Source organism: Sphingomonas bacterium (assembly GCF_028289855.1).
Classification (GTDB): Bacteria; Pseudomonadota; Alphaproteobacteria; order Sphingomonadales; family Sphingomonadaceae; genus Sphingomonas.
This window is the reverse complement of record NZ_JAQGKZ010000048.1, coordinates 18,012-39,105: the sequence shown is the minus strand read 5'-3', so window position 1 is coordinate 39,105 and position 21,094 is coordinate 18,012. Positions and strand designations below refer to the sequence as shown.

Genomic DNA, 21,094 nt, shown 5'->3' with positions numbered 1-21,094 from the left:
CAGCTTGAGGAAATCGGCCTGGCCGAGCGTCTGCGACGCGGCGGTCGAGACGGTCGGGGTCGCGGCGCTGCCGCTGCGGGCGATGCCGATATTGGCGAGCGTGGTGTCGAATGGCGTGGTCATTATGCTTTCCCGAGTTTGAGCGTGTCGACGATCAGCGACTTGGCGGTCTGCATGACTTCGACGTTGTTCTGGTACCCGCGCGCGGTCTCCATCATGTCGACCAGTTCGCGCGTTTCATCGACGTTCGATTCCCAGACGTTGCCGTCCTTGTCGGCGATCGGGTTGGTCGGGTCGTAGCGCTTGGTCGGCGCGTCGCCCGCGGACACCACGCTCTCGACATCGACCGTCGACATGCCGCTCGCCTTGTCGAAGCTGGTGCGGAACACCGGCTTGATCGTGCGGTATGCGGTCTCGGCCGAGCTCGCGACCGACCCGGCATTGGCCAGGTTGGAGGCGGTGGTGTTCATCCGCACGAGCTGCGCGGACATCGCGCGGCCCGATACCTGGAAGATCGTCAGCGGTCCGTTGGGCATCTTATTCCCCCCTCAGCGCGCGGGTGATCTGGCCGATCCGCCCGTTCAGGAACGACAGCGTCGTCTGATACTGGACGGCGTTTTCGGCGAAGGCGGTCTGCTCGGTCGACAGGTCGACGGTGTTGCCGTCGAGGCTGGGCTGGAGCGGGACGCGGTACATCGTCGCGCCGGCGATCGCGCCGTCATCGACGCTGCCGCCCTGCGCCGCGGCCATCGCGCGCTGAAAATCGATGTCGCGCGCCTTGAACCCGGGGGTCGAGGCGTTGGCGATGTTCGACGCCAGGATACCCATGCGCTGGCCGCGCACTTCGAGCGCCGCCCCGTGTATTCCGAACAGACTGTTGTCGGCCATGTGCCGGTCCTCGCGTTAATTCCTGCGCGAGAGTTCAGCAAAGCCCGTGCCAAGTGCGCTCAAGGGTGGATTTGCTCTCCGTGTCGGGCGAAAAGCGGCAAGCCTTTGCCGGTCGGCGGCAATCCGGTTGCCGGTTCGGTGAAGCGATTGCCGTTTGGCGAAGAGCGCGCGGACGCGCAGGCAAACTGGCCCGCAGCTTGCAGAACTACGCGCATGATCACGCCCGATACGTTCGCTCCGTTCATCGATCCCGCCGCGATCGGCATCGTCGCCGGTGGCACGCTGGCCGCGACGTTGCTGCGTACGCCGCTCCGCGACGTCGGCCGGGGCATCGCCGCGCTGGCTACGCTGCCGCGGCGAACGCTCGACGCGACGCCGTTGATCGATCAGGCCGCCGCACTCGGCCGCATCGCCAAGCGCCACGGCGTCCACACGCTCGACCGCTCGGTGATCGCCGACAAGGACGTTGCTGCCGCGATCGCCGAGATCGTCGATGGCGCGACGCCTGCCGAAATCACGCGGCTGCTCGACGAACGCCGCCGCGCGCGCATCCTGCGCCACGCCGCCGCCGCCGACATGTGGGCGGGGATGGCAGAGGTCGCGCCGGCGATGGGGATGGTCGGCACGTTGGTCGGGCTGGTGAAGATGTTCCTGTCGATGACCGATCCCAAGGCGATCGGTGCGGGGATGGCGGTCGCCTTGCTCGCGACGCTCTACGGCGCGCTGATCGCCAATCTGATCGCGATGCCGATTGCGGTTCGTCTGCGCCGCCGCGCGCGCGCCGAGGCGGAGGAACGCTCGCGGCTGGTCGCGCCGCTTGCCGCGCTCGCCGAATACGGCCAGCCGCGCGCCGCCGCTATCATGAGTGTCGTCGCGGCATGAGCGACGACGCGCTCCTCGATCCGCCGCCCGCGCGGCCGTTGTGGCTGTGGACGCTCGCCGATCTCGCTTTGTTGCTGGTCGGGTTTTTCGTGCTGGTCCAGGCGACCGACCGCCAGGCGCTCGCCAAGGGATTGCGCGAAGGGTTCGGCGGCGCCGTCGTCGATAGCGTCAAACCGGACCCGATCCCGCTCGCCGCCGCCGCCGTTGCGTTCGCGCCCGGCTCGGCAGTCCCGCAATCGCCAGCCGCGCTCGCCGAATTCGCCACCGTCAATTTGCACGACCCGCGCGCGAGCCTGCGCGTGAGCGGCGGTACGATGGGGCAAAGCGATGTCGATCCCGCGACCGGCAGTGCGGACTTGCTCGCCGCCGATCGTGCCCGCGCGGTCGCCGCCTACCTTATAAACCACGGCATCGCCGCCGACCGCCTCATCATCGCCGCCGCCGGCACCGGCCGGCGCAACGCGCTCGTCACGGTCAGCTTCACCGGCGACCCGAACAGGACAAAACCATGATCCGCTCGATAGTCACTCTTGCCGTGCTGGTCGCGGCAACGCCTGCCGCCGCGCAGACCTTCCAGAGCACCGCGATGATCGACAAGGCCGTCGCGGGCTTCACCGGCCGCGCGATCGGCGAGGATGGCGGCGCGCGCACGCCGGTCGATACGCGGCTCAAGCTGACGAGCTGCGCGATGGTGACGATGAATTGGCGGACGCCCGCGCACGATTCGGTGGTCGTGGCGTGCCCCGACCCCGAATGGCGCATCTTCGTGCCGGTCCGCATGGCCGCCCCGGCAGTGGTCGAGCCGAGCCCGCTCGCGCCGGTCGCGGCGCCTGCGGCCAAGCCGGTCATCGTCATCAAGCGCGGCGATCCGGTCTCGGTGACTGCAGGCACCGAAGGCTTTTCGGTCGAGCGCGACGGCATCGCGGTCAACGATGCGCCCGTCGGCGGGCGCGTGCTGATCAAGGTCCAGGACGGCAAGCCGCCGATCCAGGCGATCGCGACCGAACCCGGCAAGGCGTTGATCCCGGGCGGGGAATAATTTTTTCTAAAGATTTGGAACAGGCAGTCGTTCGATGATCCGAGTTAGACACAAGGTGGACCATGGTCGATCCGATCGGACCGAAGGGCTCAACGCCCACCGACCTTCGCGTCGCGCCGGTATCGCCGGTCGTGGCGCCGCCGAAACTCGTGTTGGCGACGGATGTGGATCACCAGGCGTCGCCGGTCGCGCAACTCGCCGGCCAGCTTGCCGCGCAGCCCCCGGTCGATACGGATCGCGTCGCGCGGATCAAGCGCGCGATCGCCGACGGCACCTTTCCGATCCTGCCTGCGACGATCGCGGATCAATTGCTCTCACTGCGCTACGACTGGATGTCGCATGACCCGGCGTGACGGCCTGATCCGCGTGATCGATGCGCTCCACGCCGAAATCGCGGCGATGAAGGCGAACGACGTGGCCGCGCTCGACAAGGCGACGCGCGACAAGCTGGTCGCGATTGAACAGCTTGGCGCGATCAATGGCGGCGGGCTCGAACCCGACGTGCGCGAACTCGCCGAGGAAGCGCAGCGCCTCAACGAAACCGCGCGCATCTACGTCAATCTGCTGGCGGCAAACGTGCGCCGCAGGCTGCAAATGCTTGCCGGTGATGCCGGTGGGTATCGCCCCAACGGCCGCGTGGCGGCGTACGCCTGACCCTCCTTCGTCATCCCCGCGAAAGCGGGGATCCAGCTTGATCGCTCTCGGCAATCAACCCCGGCGTGACGATGCGGATGCCTTGGAAGCTGGGTCCCCGCTTTCGCGAGGATGACGGACTGGGGAGTTGGCACGGCCCTTGCTGAACTGATTCCCACTAGGGGCAGTCACCAAAGGGGCCGATGGGCGTCGAAGCAATCTCGGGGAATTGGGGCAACGTCCGGTCGGCAATCGCGCAAGCGAGCCAGGCGACCGGAATCGACTTCGATTATCTGCTCGGCCAGGCCCAGCTCGAAAGCGGGCTGAACCCGACCGCGCGCGCCGGCACGTCGTCGGCCACCGGGCTTTATCAATTCATCGATCAAAGCTGGCTCGGCGTCGTCAAGCAACACGGCGGCGAGCACGGCCTGGGCTGGGCGGCCGATGCGATCACCCGCGGCGCCAACGGCCGCCTCACCGTCAGCGACCCGGCGATGCGGCGCGCGATCCTCGATCTGCGCAACAACCCCGCCGTCTCCGCCTCGATGGCCGCCGAATCGGCTTCCGACAACAAGGCATCGCTCGAAGGATCGCTCGGCCGCGGTGCGACCGGCACCGATCTCTACATGGCGCATTTTCTAGGGCTCGGCGGCGCGCGCTCGTTCCTCAAGACGATGCAGGTCAATCCCGGCGTCTCGGGCGCGGCGATGTTCCCCGCCGCCGCGCGCGCCAACCGCTCGATCTTCTACGACGCCGGCGGCAACGCGCGCAGTCTGGGCGATATCTATCAGCGCTTCGCCGCCAAGCTCGACAAGGGTGCGGCCAGCGTCGGCGCGACCAGCCTCGCCTCGGATACGCTCAGCGGCAATCCGGGGCTGATCCCGGCGATCGGGCGGGGCGGCGATTTCGCCACCGCCAAGGCCAATTTCGCGTCGCTCGCGGCGATGACCGATATCGGTGGCGCGACCGTCATCGCCGGATCGGGCGACAATGTTCAAAGCGCCGCGGCCTGGGCCAAGGCGGCGCTCGCCCGGGTCAATCCGGCGGCGGCGACAACCGCCCCGGGCCTTCCCGGTGCGGCGACCGATTCGACCAACCTTCTCCGCCCGACGCCGACCAATGCGCGGCTGGCGTACATGATGCTCGCGAGCCTGGGGGGCTAAGTGCCAACGATTTCGAACAAGTTTTTCGGCGGCAATCTCCGCCACGTTTTCCTGCCGCTGGCGATCCTGCTGCTGGTCTGCGTCATGGTCGTGCCGATCCCGGCGGTCATGCTCGACATCTTCTTCGTCGCCAACATCGCGATCAGCCTCGCGGTGCTGATGGTCGCGCTCAACGCGCAGAAGCCGCTCGATTTCTCGGCGTTTCCCTCGGTGCTGCTGTTCGCCACGCTGTTCCGTCTCGGCCTCAACGTCGCCTCGACCCGCGTCGTGCTGGTTCACGGGCATGAGGGCGAAGCTGCGGCGGGGCACGTGATCGAGGCGTTCGGGACGTTCCTGATCGGCGGCGATTACGTCGTCGGCATCTTCGTCTTCGCGATCCTCGTGATCATCAACCTGATCGTGGTGACCAAGGGCGCGGGCCGCGTGTCCGAAGTTTCCGCGCGCTTCACCCTCGACGCCTTGCCCGGCAAGCAGATGGCGATCGACGCCGACCTCAACGCCGGGCTGATCACCCCCGAGGAGGCCAAGGCACGCCGCGTCGAAGTGTCGACCGAGGCCGATTTCTACGGGTCGATGGACGGTTCGTCCAAGTTCGTGAAGGGCGACGCGGTCGCCGCTTTGCTGATCCTGTTCGCCAACATCATCGGCGGGCTGATTTTGGGGCCGGTCAGCCACGGCCTGTCGCTCGGCGACGCCGCGCATACCTATGTTCTGCTCGCGATCGGCGACGCGCTGGTCGCGCAATTACCCAGCCTGATGCTGTCGATCGCCGCCGCCGCGATCGTCACCCGCGTCACCTCGACCCACGACCTCGCCGGCCAGATCGGCAGCCAGTTCGGTAGCCCACGCACCTGGACGCCTGTCGCCGGCATCCTCGGCATCCTCGGCGTGCTGCCCGGCATGCCGCACATGGTGCTGCTGTCGGCCGCGAGCCTCGCCGGGTTTGCCGCGTGGAAATTGCGCCAGATCGCCAAGCGCCCGCCGCCGCCCGCCGCCGCCGCCCCCGCCCCCGATCTCTCGAAGATAGGTTGGGAGGATGTGTCCGACGGGATGCAGATCAATCTCGATATCGGCTACGGCCTGGTCCCGCTGGTCGACGAACGCCGCGGTGCGCCGTTGATGGGGCGGATCACCGGGGTGCGGCGCCAGCTGTCGAAGGAACTCGGCTTCGTCGTGCCGCAGGTCCGCGTGCGCGACGACATCAACCTCGCGCCTTATACCTATCGCATCCTTGTCGGCGGGGTCGTCGTCGGCGAGGATCAGGCGTCGGCGGACGAGATGCTCGCGCTCGACACGGGCCAAGGCTTCGGCGAACTCCACGGCAAGAAGGCCAAGGATCCCACCTTCGGGCTCGACGCGACGTGGATTTCGCCCGGCGACGCCGATGCCGCGACGGGGCAGGGCTATCTGGTGGTTGATTCGGGCACCGTGATGGCGACCCATCTCAACCATCAATTGAGCCAGAACGCCGCCGACCTGCTCGGTGCCGACGAGGTCCAGGCGTTGCTCGACGGCTTGAAGGAAAAGAGCCCGCAACTGGTCGCCGCGCTGACCCCGGCACCGCTCCCGCTGACCACGCTGACGCAAGTCCTCAAGGGACTGCTGGCGGAAGGCGTCGCGCTCAAGGAATTCCGCCGCATCGCCGCCGCCATCGCGGTCGCCGCGCAGAAGACCACCGACGCCGAGGAAATCGTCGAGGCGATCCGTCCGGATCTCGGCGGACTGATCATCGGCAAATTGTGCGGCGTCCACGAACCGTTGCGCGTGATGACGCTCGAGGGACAGCTCGAGGGGCTGCTCGGCCAGGCGGTTCGCTCCGACCCGTCGCGCCGCCACACGATCGAGCCCGATCTCGGCCGCCGCATCGTCGATGCGCTGCAACAGGCCGCCGGCCCGCTGATCGCCGAGGCCAAGCCGTTCGCGCTCGTCGTTCAGCCCGCGATCCGCCTCGCGATCCGCAAATTGGTCAAGACGTGCCTGCCCGACACGCCGGTGATGAGCTTCTTCGAGGTGCCGGAAGAGAAGGCCGTCGAAGTCGTCGCCGTGATCGGTGCCCCTCAGGCGATTGCGGCATGAGCGCCGAACCGATGCGCGCCGCGTTCGCGGACGCCCAACCCTTGACCTATGGCCGCGTGGCCAAGGCCGATGTCGATATACTCGTGCGCAAGCACGCGCCGCTGGTCCGCCGCATCGCGTGGCATGTCCACGGCAGCATTTCGGGCGTGTGCGAGGTCGAGGATCTGGTCCAGATCGGGCTCGTCGCGCTGGTCGAGGCGATCCACGGGTTCGAGGATCGCGGGCAAGTGACCTTCGAACAATATCTCGCCACGCGCCTGCGCGGCGCGATGATCGACCAGCTCCGCCGCCAGGCAACGCTGACGCGTGGCGCGATGCGCCGCCGCAAGCAATATCAGGAGATCGTCGCCGCGCTGACAATCGATCGCGTCCCGCCGAGCGACGCCGCAGTCGCCGAGAAACTCGGTGTCTCCATCGAAAAGTTGCGCGCCGACTATGCCGGCGCGGAGGCGGTCAGGTTCGACTCGCTCGACGACGTCTACACCGACGACGGCCCGTGGTTCATGTCCGACGAACCCAACGCGTTCGACCAGCTCGCGGAAGCCGGTCTGCGCGACGCGCTCATCGCCGCGATCGCCGCGCTGCCCGAGCGCGAGGCGCAGGTCGTCCAGCTTTATTATGTCGAGGAGCTCAACCTCGAGGAAATCGGCCAGGTGCTCGGCGTCGGCGCCGCGCGAGTATGCCAGATCAAGGCGTCGGCGCACGCGCGGCTGAAGCGGGCGCTGGGCAAGTCGGTCTAGCTGGCCAAGCGCTATTTTCCGCACCGTCACCCCGGCCTTGTGCCGGGGTCCACCAGGCGGCTTGGCGGTGAGTAACAGCCTCTTGCGGAACGCTCGCGGCACAGTGGACCCCGGCACAAGGCCGGGGTGACGGCTTTTTTGGTTATTCGGTCAGTCTAGTCGTCGTGCACCGCGCGGCTGTCGGTAGGCGCCTCCGCTCGCTCGGTCATGCCATAGTCGCGCACCACCTCGGCGACGCGCAGCCGGTAATCGGCCAGCACACCGCCACGCCCAGCCGCCTGCGCGTCGCGATGATGCGGCGTGTTGCGCCACGCGGCGACCGCGGCTTCGTCGCGAAAGAAGCTCAGCGACAGGATCTTGCCCGGCTGCGTCAGGCTTTCGAACCGCTCGATCGACACGAACCCGTCGACGTCTTCGAGCTCGGACTTGAGCGCGGCGGCGCGGTCGAGATAGGCCTGCCGGTCGGCGGGCTCGACCTCGAAGATAACCGCGATCATCGGTCGACCCGTTGCAGGAAGAGGCGATCCTCGCGGCGAATGAAGCGCCCCTTTTGCGCGAAAGCGAAGTTCTGCTGTCCCAGCGGGTCCGCCTTCAATCGCGCGCGATACGCTTCGTATTCGGCGAGGTCCGCGATGTCATAGATTCCGTAAGCAGTTGTCGCCGACCCTTCGTGCGGCGCGAAATAGCCGATCAGATCGGCGCCGCAGCGCGGGATCGCCTCGCCCCAGGTTCGCGCATAATCGACGAACGCGTCGCGGCCCCACGGCTCGATATCGTAGCGGATGATGCAGGTAATCATTCGGTCTTCTCCAAAGTGTCGGCACACTTTAGCGATTCCAGCGCGGCGATGGTTCGGCTAAGACCGAACCATGAAAGATGGACCCAATATCGCCGCGATCGCGGCACTGATCGGCGATCCCGCGCGCGCCAATATGCTGACCGCGCTGATGGACGGTCGCGCGCTGACCGTGAGCGAGCTGGCCGAAGCGGGCGGCGTCGCGCTCCCCACCGCGAGCGGACATCTCGCCCGGCTCGAACAGTCTGGGCTGCTCGCCGCCGAGAAGCAGGGAAGGCACCGCTATCTGCGGCTGTCTGGCGGCGATGTCGCCGACACGCTCGAAGCGCTGATGGGGCTGGCGCAGCGGACCGGCGCGGTGCGCGTGCGCACGGGGCCGCGCGACGCTGCGCTGCGTGAGGCGCGGGTGTGCTACGACCATTTGGCCGGCGAACGCGCGGTGATGCTGGCATCGTCGCTGGCGGCCCGCGGCCTGATGGCGGACGACGCGCTGACCGATGCTGGCCGCGCGTGGTTCGCGACCCGCGATTTCGTCAAAGGCGATGGCCTCCGCCCGTTCTGCCGAACGTGCCTCGATTGGAGCGAGCGGCGCCACCATCTCGGCGGCGTGCTGGGCGCCGCGATCCTGACGCGCGCGATCGACCAAGGCTGGGCGGCGCGTGGCGAGGGGCGGGTGGTGCGCTTCTCGCCAATGGGCATAATCGCGTTCGATGCCTTGTTTGGATTGAACTAGCACCAACAACACAAAACCCCGGCGGTCTTACGACCACCGGGGTTCCGTGTTCGGCTCCGGCACCCCGTATGAAGGGGGGCGGGATGCCGGAGCCGTACCTCTAGCGTGCCCGGATTACTGGAGCAGCTTGAGAACGGACTGGGCACTCTGGTTGGCCTGGGCCAGCATCGCGGTCGATGCCTGGGCCAGGATCTGCGCCTTCGCCAGATTGGTCGATTCGGCGCCGAAGTCGGCGTCTTCGATGCGGCTGCGCGCGTCGCTCAGGTTGGTCACGTTGTCCGACAGGTTGGTCACGACCGACTGCAGCTGGCTCTGCGCCGCACCGAAGCCGGCACGCGCCGTGTTGACCGTCGTGATCGCGTCGTCGATCGTCTCGAGCGCGTCCGACGCATCGCCGGCATCGGAGATGTCGACGCCCGTGGCGTCCGACAGGTCGATTTCCGCGAACGACACGGTAACCGTATCGGCGGCGCTCGAGCCGGTCTGGATCGTCACGTCACCGCTGTCGCCGGCGTCGCCGGTGAACAGGTTGACCTTGTTGAACTGCGTGTTCGACAGGACGTTGGTGATCTGCGTGGTCAGCGCGGCGACTTCGGTCTGCATGTTGGTGCGGTCGTCGTCGCCGTACGTGCCCGACGCCGACTGAACCGCCAACTCGCGGATACGCTGCAGCATGTTGGTCACTTCGTTCAGCGCGCCGTCGGCGGTCTGCGCCATCGACATGCCGTCGTTGGCGTTGCGGATCGCCTGGTTCATACCACGGATCTGCGAAGTCATCGAAGAAGCGATCGCGACGCCGGCGGCATCGTCCTTCGCCGAGTTGATGCGCTTGCCGGTCGACAGGCGCTCCATCGCCGTGTTGAGCGCGCTGTTGGCACCCATCGACGCATTCGCGGCGCGCAGCGCGCCGACATTGGTTCCAATTACGGTCATTGGTCGTCTCCATTTGCTCCGACGTTCTCCGCCGCCCCCAATCGGAGAGCTGAGCCGTCACAGGAGAGAAACGGCCGGTTCGAACTGACATTAAGTATTTTTATTTGGCATGGCCCATTTTGGGTAAGGTTTGCCGTTCGCGTCCGCTTTCCCTTGTCCGCGCGCGCGTACGCCCACGCGTGCACGTCCCGGCGCCGGTAATTTCTTGCCGCTTCCGGCAACATGCTTAACCACCTGTTTACCGTATGTGACGCATCTCCACTCATACGAAAGGATGATGTGGATGCGTTCGATTTTCCCCTCCGCCGCGATTGTTCGGCAAAAATATGCGATGGTCTCGTCGCTCAAGGCCCAGGGGCTGAGCGTCGCGGCCGATGGCGCACGGCCGGGGGCGAGCGACATCTTCCTGGTGATGGACGGAGAAACCCCGCCGATTGCCGCGCGGACCTTGGTGATCGCCGACGAAGGCCGCGGTTTCACCCGCGCGACCGATAATTCTCCCGCCCGTCTCGCGTTCGGCGCCGGCGACGCGGCGATCGGCAACGCCTTCGCGCACGCTTTCGCCGCCGGTCCCGACGCGCCGACTGCCGCCGATCCGGAGAGCCTCGCGCTGTTCGCGTTGGCGGAGCGCGTCGCCGACGCCGACATCACCGTTCTCGTCAACGGCCCGACCGGTACCGGCAAGGAAGTGATTGCGCGCACCATCCACCGCGCCTCGTCGCGCCGCGACAAGGCATTCATTGCGATCAATTGCGCGGCGCTCCCGGAAACCATGCTCGAAGCATTGCTGTTCGGCCACCAGAAGGGCGCCTTCACCGGTGCCTCGTCGGGCGGTGACGGGTTTTTCCGCGCCGCCGACGGCGGGACGTTGCTGCTCGACGAAATCGCCGAGATGCCGCTGGGCCTGCAAGCCAAGCTGCTCCGCGTGCTCCAGGAGCGTGAGGTTATTCCGATCGGCGCGACCCAGGCGATCCCGGTCGATGTCCGCATCATCGCCTGCGCCAACCGCGACCTTCAGGAAGAAGTCGCCGCCGGTCGCTTCCGTGCCGACCTTTATTACCGCTTGTCGGTGTTCCCGCTGACCACGCGCCCGCTCGCCGAACGGCCGCAGGATATTCCGGCGCTGACCGCGGCGATGATCTTGCGCCATGCCGGCACGCGTCCGTCGATCCCGTGGCCGGACAGTCACGCAGTCGCGATGCTGATGGCGCACGATTGGCCGGGCAACGTCCGCGAGCTCGAAAACGTCATCCAGCGCGCTCTACTGTTCGCCGCCGGCGATACGATCGGCGCGAGCCATATCGTGTTCGACCGACGCCCGACGCCGCAGGCCGACGCCATTCCGGCGCGGTCGAACGGCGATACGCTGGCGAACGTCGTCCAGTTCAGCGAATTCCACGCGATCCGCGAAACGCTCGCCGCGTGCGGCGGCAGCCGGATCGAAACGGCCAGGCGGCTCGGCATTTCGGAGCGCACGCTCCGCTATCGCCTGGCGAAGGCGCGCGAACAGGGTGAGGACATCACCCGCAGCAATAGGATGTCGGCATGAGCGGAATCGGCGGAGTCGACGGCGCGATGAGCGTCGATCGCGTGATGGCGCTGCGCGCGCAGATTCTCGAACGCAACCAGGCGCTGGCCCGGGTCAATGCGTCGGCCGGTGTCAACGCCCCCGCTGCGACCGGGCCAACAACCTTCGCGGATTCGCTGTCGAGCGCGCTGCAAAGCGTCAACGAGAGCCAGAACGCGGCTTCCGACATCTCCGCCTCGTACGAGCGCGGCGAAACGATCGACATCGCCAAGGTGATGCTGGCCCGCCAACAGGCGTCGGTCAGCTTCGAGGCGACTCTGCAAGTCCGCAACAAACTGCTGTCCGCCTACAAGGACATCATGAGCATGCCGGTGTAATCGATCATGACCACAGCCCTCACTCCGCTGCCCGACACGGGCAACCAAGGCTTCGCCAACCCGCTGAGCCAGATGCGCGTCATGCTGGCCCAGCCCGCGGTCAAGCGCAGCCTTCCCATGATCTTCATGGTCGGGCTGATCGCGTCTGCCGCGCTTGCGTGGTTCATGCTGTCGACGCCGACGCAGAAGACGCTGTTCTCCAACCTGCCCGACAGCGACAAATCGGCGGTGATCTCCGCGCTCAAGACCGGCGGCATCACCGGGCGGCTCGACGAATCGACCGATTCGGTGACGGTGTCGGAAAGCGATTATTCGAAGGCGCGGATGCTGCTCGCCGGTCAGGGCCTGCCCAAGTCGGCGCCCGCCGGTTATGCGATCCTCGACAATCTACCGATGGGCACCAGCCGCGCGGTCGAGGGCGAACGCCTTCGCCAGGCGCGCGAGACCGAACTGGCGCGCTCGATCGAGGATATCGACGCGGTGGCCGAGGCGCGCGTGCATCTCGCCGTCCCAGAAAACACCGTGTTCGTCCGCGACAATGCCGCGCCGACCGCCAGCGTCATCCTGAAGCTCCAGGGCGGCCGGTCGCTCAGCGACGCGCAAGTCGCCTCGATCGTCAATCTCGTCGCCTCGTCGGTGCCGGGGATGAAGCCCGAAGGCGTGACGATCGTCGACCAGGCGGGGTCGCTGCTCTCCAAGCCCTCGGGCGGCGATGGCGGCAATGACGAGCGCGTCCGCTTCCAGAATCAGGTCGAACAGAAATATCGCGACAAGTTGACCACGTTGTTGACGCCGCTGGTCGGGGCCGGCAATTTCACCGCCGAAGTGTCGGCGGAGGTCAATCTCGACGACACCAGCTCGACCCGCGAGAGCTACGACAAGGCCGGCGCGTTGCGCGCCGAGCAGGGCAATTGGACCGGAAAGGACGGATCGACCGGGGCGCCCGGGGGTATCCCCGGCGCGCTGTCGAACACGCCCCCCGGGCCGACGACAGTGACCGCGCCCACTGCGCAGCCGACGCCGGCTGCCGCTGGCGCCGCTCCCGCAGCCGCCCCGGCGGTGCCCGATACCGCCAAGTCGGCGGACAGTTATGCTCGCGCCTACGACCTCGGCAAGGAAGTCTCGGTCACGCGCGCCGCGCCGGGCAGCGTCAAGCGCCTGTCGGTCTCGGTCGCGCTCAGCGATCCCGCCACCGGCAAGCCGCGCTCGCCGGTCGAAATCCAGCAGATCACCGACCTCGTCCGCTCGGCGGTCGGCGCCGACCCGGCGCGCAACGACCAGGTGACGGTGGTTAGCCGCCGCTTTGCCCCCGCAGCCGTCACCGGCGGCGGGCAGGCGTTCTACGAAAGTGGGTGGTTCGCGATGATTATCCGCAACGCGACCGCGCTCGTCATTGCGCTGCTCGTGCTGTTCCTGGGTGTCCGCCCGCTCGCCACCGCGCTGCTCAAGAAGCGCGACGATGTGGGGCGCGGTGGCCGTGACCTGGCGGCGTTGGGCATCGGCGTACCCGCCGCAGGCGCACGCGGCGTCAAGGGCCCGGTCGGGATCGACGCGCTCGAAAGTGCGCAGAATTTCGACGACCGGATCGGCACCGTGCGCGGCTTTACGCGTGACAACCCGGCGCGCGCTGCACTCGCCGTGCGTGACATGATCAAGGCGGATGCACGCTGATGAACGCCCCCTTTCGCTCCTATACCGGCGTCGAGCGCGCCGCCGTGCTGATGATGCTGGTCGGCGAGGAGGAGGCAGCCGCCATCCTCCAGAAGCTCGATCCGGAGGAAGTCCGCCAGCTCGGCAAGGCGATGTTCGCGGTTGCCGACGTCGGCGAGGACCATGTCGGCGACGTGCTCGACGACTTTGTCGGTCGCGCGCGCGAGCGCACTGCGATCGGCTTCGACCCGAAGCCGATCATCGAAGGCGTGATGACGCGCGCGCTGGGCCAGGAAAAGGCCGACAGCGTGCTCGCGCGCATCACCCCGCCCGAAGCGGCGTGTCAGATCGACTTGCTCGACTGGATGGACGCCGGCGAGATCGCGGCGATGATCGAAAAGGAGCATCCGCAGATCGCCGCGGTGGTGATCGCCAACCTCGATCCGGTCATCGCGGGCCAGGTGCTCGAAATGCTCCCGGATGCGGTGCAGCCCGATATCCTACACCGCGTCGCGCGGCTGGGGCCGATCACCCCCGAGGCGGTCGAGACGCTGCGCACAATGCTCGCCGGGCGTACCCATGCCTCGACTCAATCGGCGGGCGTCTCGCTCGGCGGCACGCGCGAGGCGGCCAAGATATTGTCGGGCGCGCGCAAGACCACCGAGCAACGCGTCATGCCGAAGCTGTTCAAGATCGACCGCGAAGTCGCCAAGGCGATCGAGGAAGCCTTGTTCGTGTTCGAGAATTTGCTCGACATGGACGACAAGAACCTCGGTACGCTGATCCGCAACATCGACAGCGATATCCTCACCCGCGCGCTCAAGGGCGTCGACGAAGACATCCGCACGCGCTTCCTCGGCTGCATGTCCTCGCGCGCCGCCGACGGCATCCGCGACGAAATGGAAGCGCGCGGCCCGATGAAGCTCAGCGAAGTGCTCGAAGCGCAAAAGACGATCATCCAGCAGGCACGCGCGCTCGCCAAGGACGGCACGATCATGATGGGCGGCGACGACGATTATGTCTGAGGCCAATCTGTCGAGTTTCGTCGCCGGGTTCGCCGGGCGTCGCGACGCCGCCGGCGCCGCGTTGCGCCAGGCCTATGCCGCCAAGGGCGTGGCGTTCGCACCGCGCGACATCACGCCGCCGCCGCCGGGCGATCCAGCTCAACCGCGCCATTTCGCGCCCGCCGACGCCGATGCCGACCCGACCGATGGCTGGGATCCGTTCGACGCCGCGCAGCCAAATACCGGCTTCATCGATCCGCTGACGACCGCGCGCGCGCAAGGCTATGAGGAAGGCCTCGCCGCCGCGCTCGCCAATGGCGGGCGGTTGGGGGAGCGCGACCAGGCATTGCTCGACGGATTGATTGCGGCGCTCGCCGACGACCGCCGTGTCGACCGCGAGCGGCTTGCCGCAAACCTGCGAGCGACCGTGTTGATGCTCGTGACCAAGATGGTCGGGGAAAGCGGCATTGACGCTGAGCTGCTTACTCGCCGGGTTGCGAGTGCTGCCGGGATGATCGGTGACGACGCCGAATCGGCGCTGCTCAGGATGAACCCGGACGACATGCCGCTGATCGAAGGCAAATTGCCCGACCGAATCTTCGCCGTCGCCGACCCGCATGTCGCGCGCGGTCATTTCGTGCTCGAATCGGCCGCGACGATCGTCGAGGACGGTCCCGATCTGTGGCTCGAACAGGTCGCCCAGGCGATCGACCGCGCGGGCCTGCCCGGCTGATGCTCAACCGTTTCACCGCCGACTATCTCGACAGTCTCGGCAATACCGAGTTCGCGCCGCTCCCGAAGATTTCGGGGCGGCTGGCGTCGTTCGACGGACTGTTGATGGAGGCGGTCGGGCTCAATTTGCCGGTCGGGACGATCTGTTCGGTCGGTGCAGCCAACGGCGCCAAAGTCGAGGCCGAAGTGATCGGCTTCCGCAACGGCCGCACGCTCTTGATGAATCTGGGCGGCCCCGCCGCCTTGCTCCCACAATCCTCGGTGCGGCCCATCGGGCCTCCGGGCGAGGCGGAGGTTGGCTCGGCGCTACTCGGCCGCGTGGTCGATGGAGCGGGCAAGCCGATCGACGGGCTCGGCCCGGTCCGCGGCGCCAAGCACTGGCCGCTTGCCGGCAAAATACAGGGCCCGCTCGACCGCGGGCGCGTGCTCAAGCCGATGGATGTCGGCGTCCGCGCGATCAACGGCTTGCTGACGATCGGCCAAGGCCAGCGCGTCGGGATCATGGCCGGGTCGGGCGTCGGCAAATCGGTGCTGCTCGGCATGATCGTGCGTGCGGCGGAAGCGGATGTTGTGGTGATCGGGCTGATCGGCGAACGAAGCCGCGAAGTCGCCGACTTCCTCGAGACCAAGGTAGCCGGCGAAGCGCGCGCGCGGTCTGTCGTCGTCGCCGTGCCGGCCAACCATTCGCCGGTGCTCCGCATCCGCGGCGCGCTGCGGGCGACCGCGATTGCCGAAGGTTTCCGCAACGAGGGCAAGAAAGTCCTCCTCATCATGGATTCGCTGACTCGCGTTGCGCATGCCGGCCGCGAGATCGGCCTGGCGCTCGGCGAGCCCGCATCGGCGCGCGGTTATCCGCCGTCCGCCATCGCCATGCTGCCCAACCTGATCGAGCGCGCCGGTACCGACGTGAAGTCCGGCGGGTCGATTACCGCGATCTACACCGTGCTGGCCGATGGCGACGACGGCAACGATCCCGTGGTCGATAGCGCGCGGTCGATTCTCGACGGGCATATCGTGCTCAGCCGCCAGCTCGCCGAGCGCGGCGTCTATCCGGCGATCGACCTCGGCCCCTCGGTCAGCCGCGTGATGACCGACATCGCCCAGCCCGACCATATAGCCGCCGCGCGCGTGCTGCGCCGGCATTTGGCGACGTATGAAGAAAATCGCGACCTGGTGTTGATGGGAGCCTATCGCGGCGGTGCCGATCCGGAAATCGATTCGGCCATCGCCTATCACCCCGCGGTGATGGAATATATCCGTCAGGACGCCGATTCGATGGTGTCGATGGACGATGCCGTCGCCGAGCTGATCGGTGTCTTCGGCGATCATGGCGCATAGGAAACAATTGGACCGGCTGCTGCGCGTCCGCACGCTGCAGCTGGGGATGACTCGCGCCGCCGAAGCGCAGGCGCAGGACAAGCGCGCCAGCGAAGCCGATCTCGCGCACCGCATCGCTCGCCTGGCCGAGAATGTCGCGCCCGCACCGACCGGGGGCAATGGCTTCGCGCTGGTCGCGGCGGCGCATTTCCGCTCGCGGCTCCAGCAATCCGCCGAAATGGCCGAAGCGCGGCTGATCGAGGCCGACCGCGCCGCCGACCGCGCCGCCGAAGCGACCCGCGAAGCGCGCCGCGACCAGAGCGCGATCGAGAAATTGATGGCCCGCGCCGACGCCGAGGCGGTGCTCAAAGCCATCCGCGCGCTCGAAGTCGCGCCGCCTCTGCGCAAAATCCGGCACGATCCTTGCTGAACTCTCCACGCGGGGCAGTGCACGCCCTGCGATAGGGGTCCAATGTCGGGTTTAACCAGTCCTGCCGCCAGCCCGGTCGCGCTGCCTGCGAAGGTCGCGCCGCCCTCGGTGCTCGCTTCCGGGGTGCCGAGTCTTTCGGCATTTATCGACTTGATGATCGGGAAGATCGTCGTGCCTGCGCCAGCCGCGAAATCGGGCAATTCCGAACGGCAAACGGATGCCGCGACCGGCAAGATTTTGCCGGAAAAGGACAAGATCGATCCAGCGCTGGCCTGGCTGTTCGGCGCAATGCCGGCAGATACGCCGCCGCCCGTCACGGCGGCGGTGTTGGCGGGGAAGACGCCGGTCATGCGCGGGCTGGATCCCAAGGTGGCCGGAACCGACATCCCGACCTTGCCGGCGCTCCCGCCCGGCAAGACCCCGCCAACCGTCAACCAACCGCAACCTGACCTGCCGCTCCCGCCGGCGATCGACGGGGTACCGATCACGCCGGCCCCGAAATCCTTCGATCCGAACGTCATGATCGGGCCGGTCGCCCCGTTGCCCGTCGTTTTGCCCGTCGCCGTCGCGTTGCCCGCATTGTTCGCTTTGGGGCAATCTCTCGATGCGCGCGAGGACGACGTGAAGGCTACGCCGAGCGCATCCGTCACCACGCTGTCGCAGCCCGTGGCGGTACCTGTCGCACCAACCGGCGACGCGCAGCGCCAGGCGCTCGATCTCGGGCGCCAGGACTGGCCGCAAAAGATGATCGATCACATCGAGGCGCTGCGCGACAACGCGAACGCCAACGACACCTCGATCCGGCTCAAGCCCGAAGCGCTGGGCCGTGTCGATGTGTCGCTGCGCACGCATACCGACGGCGCGATCAGCGTCCGCTTCACCGCCGAGCAGCCGACCACGCGCACCCTGATCGCCGACGCCGCGCCGCAACTGGCCGCCGCCGCCGAAGCGCGCGGCATCCGTTTGTCGGGCACCAGCGTCGATCTGAGCGGGCAGGGCGACCAGCGCCCGCGCCCGGACGTCGAGCGCCAGCAGAACATCAGCAACCACCTCGCCGCATCCGGCGATGACGACAATCACGCCGTCGATGACGGCCGTATCGCGTGAAATTGGGGGACAAGTGAATGAGTGACGATCCCGAAACCGAGGTCGCCGAAAAGCCCAAGAAAAAGGGTAAGGGCAAGCTGATCCTGATGCTGCTCGTGCTGGTCGTGGCCGGCGGCGGCGCGGGCGGCGCGTACGCGCTCGGCTTTATCGGCGGCGGCGGCGGAGCCAAGACTGCGGCCGAGGTTGCAGGCTATAAGCTGGTGCCCAAGAGCGAGCAGAAGCGCGGCGGCGGCGGCGAGGGCAAGGAAGGCGAGGCCAAGAGTGGCGGCAAGGCCCCCCCGGCGGGCTCGGGCGGCGACCAATACGCTTCCAATTACTATCCGCTCGACAAGGACTTCACGTCGAACCTGCAGGACAGCGTCCATTACGTCCAGGTCGGGATCGCGGTGTCGACGCCGTACGACGACACCGTGATCGAGAACCTCAAAACCAACGAGATCGCGGTGCGTTCGGCGATCCTGATGGCGCTCGGCGATGCGACCGAAGACGAGGTTTTCACCTCCGACGGCAAGAAGCGCCTCGCCGCCCGGCTGACCGCCGCGATCAACGCGACGCTCAAGCAGAAAGAAGGATTCGGCGGCATCAGTAACACTTACTTTACCAATTTCGTTGTTCAGTGAGACATGGTTAACGACACGCCAACCAAGTCCGACGAGGACCGCCGCGAGCGGCCGCGCAACAGCGCGTCGCATGCGGCCGCATTGGGTGGCGCAAACCTCAACCCGTTCGGCGATCTCCACACGCTGCAGCACCTGTCGGCGCGCCTCGCGCGCAGTCTGCGCCACGTGTTCGAGCCCTTGCTGCGGCACGAGCTGCGGCTGTGGGCCGAGCCGCTGTCGGTTCAGCGCTTCGCCGATTACCGCGCGGAGCGTCCCGAGGGGCTGACGGGCTGGGTGCCGCTGGCGATGAGCCCAGGCAACGGCCAGGCGCTGCTGGTGATCGACGGCAAGTTCAGCCTCGAACTGCTCGACCTGTTCTTCGGCGGCAATGGAGCGGCGCCGCACGACATGCCGACCGAATTCTCACCCGCAACCGAAGCGATGTTTCAGCGGCTAGGCACGATGATCGCCGTCCCGATGGCCTCGGCCTGGGAACCGCTTGCCAAGCTCGCTTTCATTCCCGGCCGAGTCGAGGGCAATGCCGCGATGATCGCCGGGATCGACGGGGACGATCCGGTCGTCCTGACTCGCTTCGGGATCGCCAAGGGGTCGCACAAGCCGGTGTTCGTCGACATCGTTTACCCGGTCCAGGCGCTCAAGCCATATGCTCCCTCGCTGACCGGCAAGGTGCTCGGCGCCGCACCCGACCCGGCGTGGCAGAACGGCCTCGCCAAGGCGATGATGACGGTGACCTTCCCCGTCCGCTCGGTGCTCGCCGAGCCGTTGATCAGTCTCGCCAAATTGATGGAACTCAAGGAAGGCGACGTGATCCCGATCACCGTCGCCGCCGACGTGCCCGTTATGGTCGCCAAGGGGCGGCTCGGCACGGGCACCGTCGGTACCTCCAACGGTCGCGCCGCGATCCGGCTCAACACACTCACGCTCAACGCAGAGGAACTCGCATGACCGACATGTCCGGTACTTTCCCGGTCGACTCCAATATGGCGGCCAATTTTCGGCTGCTGCAGGACGTCGACGTCAAGCTGACGGTGGAGATCGGCCAGACCCAGCTGACCTTGCGCGAGTTGCTCGCGCTCGGCGAAAGCTCGGTGATCGAGCTCGACCGCGCCGCCAACGAATTGCTCGACGTTTTCGTCAACGGCACGCTGATCGGCCGCGGCGAAGTCGTCACGGTGGGTGAGCGTTTCGGCGTGCGCCTGACCGAGCTGGTCAGTCCCGAAAAGCGCGGCTGATGCTCTGGAGCTATATCCTCAAGCTGGTCGTCCTGCTGCCGCTGGTCTGCGGGCTGATGATCGGTTGCCTGTACCTGTGGCGCCGGCTCGAAGGCCGGATGACCAAGCAGCAGGCGACGCGCATGCTCAAGGTCCAGGAAACGATGATGCTGTCGCCGGGGCTTCGCCTCGCGGTGCTCGAGTTCGAGGGGCGCAAGCTGCTGGTCTCGGTCGGCAAGGGCGGCGTCACGTTGATCGACAAGGCCGGGGATAGCGCGCCGTGACGCTCGTTCGCCGCCTGACCGATGGCCCGTCGCTTTTTCGCGCGCCGGTATCGACGCCAAATCGCAATCCGCTCGCCAGGATCTTGCTGATCGCGCTGGCCGCGATCGCGTTGCTGGTCGTCGCGGTGCCCGCCTTCGCGCAAGCCGCGCCGACCGCGCCGACCGTCGGCGCGCCGGCACCCGCCGCCACGCCGGGCGTCGGTGACGCGGTCGATCGCGCGCTGGGTCAATTGGGCGGCCAGAACACTGCTGCCGCGACCAATGGCGCGGCCAGGGCGCCGCTGTCGCTCTCGCTGCAAGTCCTCATCATCATGGGGCTGCTGACGATCCTGCCGGGCCTGCTCTTGATGATGACCAGCTTCACGCGGATCATCATCGTGCTGTCGATCCTGCGCCAGGCGCTGGGCCTGCAACAGACTCCGCCCAACCAGGTATTGATCGGGCTTTCCTTGTTCCTGTCGCTGTTCGTGATGGCGCCGACGATCAACCAGATCAACACCCAGGCGATCCAGCCTTATTCGGCCGGCCAGATCCAGGGCACCGAGATGATCAGCCGCGCGGGCGCGCCGCTCCATGCGTTCATGATCAAGCAGACGCGGGTCAAGGATCTGACGATGTTCGCGCAAATGGCGAAGTCGGGCCCGTACAAGAATTCGGTCGATGTACCCTATGCGGTGCTGCTCCCGGCGTTCATCACCAGCGAGCTGAAGACCGCGTTCCAGATCGGGTTCCTGATCTTCCTGCCGTTCATCGTCATCGACCTGGTGGTCGCGACCGTGCTCATGTCGCTCGGCATGATGATGATGTCGCCCACGATCATCTCGATGCCGTTCAAGCTGCTCCTGTTCGTGCTGGTCGATGGCTGGGCGATGATGATGGGCAGCCTCGCTGGCTCGTTCGCGACCTAGCGATGACGCCCGCTTCACCGCCGTTTGCGCCAAACGCGTTTCG

At 67.1% G+C, this 21,094-nt stretch carries 27 protein-coding genes; 22 read left to right on the top strand and 5 right to left on the bottom strand.

Annotation, left to right across the window (positions count from 1 at the left end):
• Positions 1 to 122 precede the first annotated feature (122 nt).
• A complete protein-coding gene (gene flgC, locus JWM94_RS04555) occupies positions 123 to 536 on the bottom strand; it encodes a flagellar basal body rod protein FlgC (protein ID WP_299422352.1) in 414 nt (137 codons plus the stop codon).
• 1 nt (position 537) lies between these two features.
• Positions 538 to 888: a flagellar basal body rod protein FlgB gene (gene flgB / locus JWM94_RS04550; RefSeq protein ID WP_299422351.1), complete on the bottom strand. Its 351-nt coding sequence runs from the start codon at positions 886 to 888 to the stop codon at positions 538 to 540.
• Positions 889 to 1,101: 213 nt separating this feature from the next.
• On the opposite strand from flgB, the gene JWM94_RS04545 reads away from it, so the two are divergent.
• From JWM94_RS04545 to JWM94_RS04510, 8 genes are all read left to right on the top strand, one after another.
• Positions 1,102 to 1,770 carry a MotA/TolQ/ExbB proton channel family protein gene (locus JWM94_RS04545; protein WP_299422350.1) on the top strand — a complete coding sequence of 223 codons (669 nt, stop codon included), beginning with the start codon at positions 1,102 to 1,104 and terminating at the stop codon, positions 1,768 to 1,770.
• A complete protein-coding gene (locus tag JWM94_RS04540) occupies positions 1,767 to 2,282 on the top strand; it encodes an OmpA family protein (RefSeq protein WP_299422347.1) in 516 nt (171 codons plus the stop codon). Before JWM94_RS04545 ends, JWM94_RS04540 begins: the two co-directional genes overlap by 4 nt.
• Positions 2,279 to 2,809, top strand: a complete 531-nt coding sequence (locus JWM94_RS04535; RefSeq protein WP_299422345.1) for a flagella basal body P-ring formation protein FlgA — start codon at positions 2,279 to 2,281, stop codon at positions 2,807 to 2,809. Before JWM94_RS04540 ends, JWM94_RS04535 begins: the two co-directional genes overlap by 4 nt.
• A gap of 62 nt (positions 2,810 to 2,871) precedes the next feature.
• Positions 2,872 to 3,162: a flagellar biosynthesis anti-sigma factor FlgM gene (gene flgM, locus JWM94_RS04530; protein ID WP_299422342.1), complete on the top strand. Its 291-nt coding sequence runs from the start codon at positions 2,872 to 2,874 to the stop codon at positions 3,160 to 3,162.
• Entirely contained in the window at positions 3,149 to 3,463 is a 315-nt protein-coding gene (locus JWM94_RS04525) for a flagellar protein FlgN (RefSeq protein WP_299422338.1), read from the top strand. Before flgM ends, JWM94_RS04525 begins: the two co-directional genes overlap by 14 nt.
• Before the next feature lie 182 nt (positions 3,464 to 3,645).
• Entirely contained in the window at positions 3,646 to 4,605 is a 960-nt protein-coding gene (locus JWM94_RS04520; RefSeq protein WP_299422336.1) for a lytic transglycosylase domain-containing protein, read from the top strand.
• Complete coding sequence (gene flhA / locus JWM94_RS04515) at positions 4,606 to 6,681, top strand: flagellar biosynthesis protein FlhA (protein WP_299422334.1); 2,076 nt, start codon at positions 4,606 to 4,608, stop codon at positions 6,679 to 6,681. It abuts the gene before it with no gap.
• A complete protein-coding gene (locus tag JWM94_RS04510) occupies positions 6,678 to 7,421 on the top strand; it encodes a sigma-70 family RNA polymerase sigma factor (protein ID WP_299422332.1) in 744 nt (247 codons plus the stop codon). Before flhA ends, JWM94_RS04510 begins: the two co-directional genes overlap by 4 nt.
• Positions 7,422 to 7,576: 155 nt before the next feature.
• On the opposite strand, the gene JWM94_RS04505 is transcribed toward JWM94_RS04510, so the two are convergent.
• Positions 7,577 to 7,918, bottom strand: coding sequence for an antibiotic biosynthesis monooxygenase (locus JWM94_RS04505; RefSeq protein ID WP_299422329.1), 342 nt, complete (start codon positions 7,916 to 7,918; stop codon positions 7,577 to 7,579).
• On the bottom strand, positions 7,915 to 8,220 hold the full coding sequence (locus tag JWM94_RS04500) for an NIPSNAP family protein (protein ID WP_299422327.1): 306 nt from the start codon (positions 8,218 to 8,220) through the stop codon (positions 7,915 to 7,917). The genes JWM94_RS04505 and JWM94_RS04500 overlap by 4 nt, the downstream gene beginning before the upstream one ends.
• A 70-nt stretch (positions 8,221 to 8,290) precedes the next feature.
• Here JWM94_RS04500 and JWM94_RS04495 point away from each other — a divergent pair, with 70 nt between their 5' ends.
• Positions 8,291 to 8,950, top strand: a complete 660-nt coding sequence (locus tag JWM94_RS04495; protein ID WP_299422325.1) for a winged helix-turn-helix domain-containing protein — start codon at positions 8,291 to 8,293, stop codon at positions 8,948 to 8,950.
• Positions 8,951 to 9,064: 114 nt separating this feature from the next.
• On the opposite strand, the gene JWM94_RS04490 is transcribed toward JWM94_RS04495, so the two are convergent.
• Positions 9,065 to 9,883: a flagellin gene (locus JWM94_RS04490; protein ID WP_299422322.1), complete on the bottom strand. Its 819-nt coding sequence runs from the start codon at positions 9,881 to 9,883 to the stop codon at positions 9,065 to 9,067.
• 283 nt (positions 9,884 to 10,166) lie between these two features.
• On the opposite strand from JWM94_RS04490, the gene JWM94_RS04485 reads away from it, so the two are divergent.
• The 13 genes from JWM94_RS04485 to fliP are packed head-to-tail and all read left to right on the top strand — an operon-like array spanning position 10,167 to position 21,051.
• Positions 10,167 to 11,432: a sigma 54-interacting transcriptional regulator gene (locus tag JWM94_RS04485; protein ID WP_299422320.1), complete on the top strand. Its 1,266-nt coding sequence runs from the start codon at positions 10,167 to 10,169 to the stop codon at positions 11,430 to 11,432.
• Positions 11,429 to 11,788: a flagellar hook-basal body complex protein FliE gene (fliE, locus tag JWM94_RS04480; protein ID WP_299422317.1), complete on the top strand. Its 360-nt coding sequence runs from the start codon at positions 11,429 to 11,431 to the stop codon at positions 11,786 to 11,788. The genes JWM94_RS04485 and fliE overlap by 4 nt, the downstream gene beginning before the upstream one ends.
• A gap of 6 nt (positions 11,789 to 11,794) precedes the next feature.
• A complete protein-coding gene (gene fliF / locus JWM94_RS04475) occupies positions 11,795 to 13,459 on the top strand; it encodes a flagellar basal-body MS-ring/collar protein FliF (RefSeq protein WP_299422315.1) in 1,665 nt (554 codons plus the stop codon).
• Entirely contained in the window at positions 13,459 to 14,463 is a 1,005-nt protein-coding gene (gene fliG, locus JWM94_RS04470) for a flagellar motor switch protein FliG (protein ID WP_299422313.1), read from the top strand. Before fliF ends, fliG begins: the two co-directional genes overlap by 1 nt.
• On the top strand, positions 14,456 to 15,175 hold the full coding sequence (locus JWM94_RS04465) for a flagellar biosynthesis protein FliH (protein ID WP_299422310.1): 720 nt from the start codon (positions 14,456 to 14,458) through the stop codon (positions 15,173 to 15,175). The genes fliG and JWM94_RS04465 overlap by 8 nt, the downstream gene beginning before the upstream one ends.
• Positions 15,175 to 16,512 (top strand): FliI/YscN family ATPase, encoded by a 1,338-nt coding sequence (locus JWM94_RS04460; protein WP_299422308.1) that lies wholly within the window; start codon positions 15,175 to 15,177, stop codon positions 16,510 to 16,512. Before JWM94_RS04465 ends, JWM94_RS04460 begins: the two co-directional genes overlap by 1 nt.
• 7 nt (positions 16,513 to 16,519) lie before the next feature.
• Positions 16,520 to 16,921, top strand: coding sequence for a hypothetical protein (locus JWM94_RS04455; RefSeq protein ID WP_299422305.1), 402 nt, complete (start codon positions 16,520 to 16,522; stop codon positions 16,919 to 16,921).
• A gap of 42 nt (positions 16,922 to 16,963) precedes the next feature.
• The gene (locus JWM94_RS04450) at positions 16,964 to 18,028 is read left to right on the top strand and encodes a flagellar hook-length control protein FliK (protein ID WP_299422303.1); all 1,065 of its coding nucleotides are present in this window, start codon (positions 16,964 to 16,966) and stop codon (positions 18,026 to 18,028) included.
• 17 nt (positions 18,029 to 18,045) lie between these two features.
• Positions 18,046 to 18,648: a flagellar basal body-associated protein FliL gene (gene fliL / locus JWM94_RS04445; protein WP_299422301.1), complete on the top strand. Its 603-nt coding sequence runs from the start codon at positions 18,046 to 18,048 to the stop codon at positions 18,646 to 18,648.
• A gap of 3 nt (positions 18,649 to 18,651) precedes the next feature.
• Positions 18,652 to 19,593: a flagellar motor switch protein FliM gene (locus JWM94_RS04440; protein ID WP_299422299.1), complete on the top strand. Its 942-nt coding sequence runs from the start codon at positions 18,652 to 18,654 to the stop codon at positions 19,591 to 19,593.
• On the top strand, positions 19,590 to 19,880 hold the full coding sequence (fliN, locus tag JWM94_RS04435; RefSeq protein WP_299422297.1) for a flagellar motor switch protein FliN: 291 nt from the start codon (positions 19,590 to 19,592) through the stop codon (positions 19,878 to 19,880). The genes JWM94_RS04440 and fliN overlap by 4 nt, the downstream gene beginning before the upstream one ends.
• Positions 19,880 to 20,143, top strand: coding sequence for a flagellar biosynthetic protein FliO (locus JWM94_RS04430; RefSeq protein WP_299422294.1), 264 nt, complete (start codon positions 19,880 to 19,882; stop codon positions 20,141 to 20,143). The genes fliN and JWM94_RS04430 overlap by 1 nt, the downstream gene beginning before the upstream one ends.
• Complete coding sequence (gene fliP, locus JWM94_RS04425) at positions 20,140 to 21,051, top strand: flagellar type III secretion system pore protein FliP (RefSeq protein ID WP_299422291.1); 912 nt, start codon at positions 20,140 to 20,142, stop codon at positions 21,049 to 21,051. The genes JWM94_RS04430 and fliP overlap by 4 nt, the downstream gene beginning before the upstream one ends.
• Positions 21,052 to 21,094 lie beyond the last annotated feature (43 nt).